Source organism: Tsukamurella conjunctivitidis (assembly GCF_007858475.1).
Lineage (GTDB): Bacteria > Actinomycetota > Actinomycetes > Mycobacteriales > Mycobacteriaceae > Tsukamurella > Tsukamurella conjunctivitidis.
Window position 1 is genome coordinate 1 of sequence record NZ_VIGX01000094.1, and the last position, 705, is coordinate 705.

At 68.1% G+C, this 705-nt stretch carries 1 protein-coding gene; it reads left to right on the forward strand.

What is annotated here, in order from left to right; translation table 11 throughout:
* Positions 1-66: 66 nt before the first annotated feature.
* On the forward strand, positions 67-705 hold a 639-nt coding region (locus FK530_RS24520; protein WP_231706789.1), incomplete at its 3' end, for a DUF5979 domain-containing protein.

Here is a 705-nt window from a genome sequence, read left to right on the forward strand (position 1 = left end):
GGCGTGGTCGCAGGCGACGACGGCAGGACCGCGACGGTCACAGTCACGCCGGCCAGCAATGTGTCCGTGAAGCTGACCAACACCGCCCAGCTCGGCGCAGTCCAGGTGTCCAAGGCCCTTGACGGTGCGGCCGCGTCCAGGGTGGACAAGGGCCGGACCTACACCGTCACGGCACACATCGACACCACTGCCCTGGGCAGCAATGTCCCCGAACAGAAGGACCGCACTGTCGACCTCACCGCAGGTTCCCCAGTGGTCCTGAACGACATCCCCGTCGGAGCCACGGTGACCTTCTCCGAGTCGCGTCCCGGTGACGATGACACCTTCACCTGGTCGGATCCGACCTTCAGCCCGGAGAGCGTCGTGGTCGGTGCGGATGCGTCCACTCCGGCTGCGGTGACCGTGACCAATCACGTTGAGCGCAGCGTGGGGACCTTCTCGGTGAAGAAGATCGTGACGGGCGCCCAGGCGGACAATCCCGCGGTCCCCGACTCCGTGACCGTCACGGCGAGTTGGAACCAGGAGGGCGCATCGGGCTCGAAGACCCTGACGCTGCCCACCGACGGGACGCCCGTGCCGCTCGGCGAGAACCTCCTGGTCGGCACGCAGGTCACCCTGACGGAGACTCCTCTCGCCGATGGTTCCTCCATCGCCTGGGGGGCTCCCGGGTGGACCGGGGAGCGCGTCGCGATTGACGGCACCTCG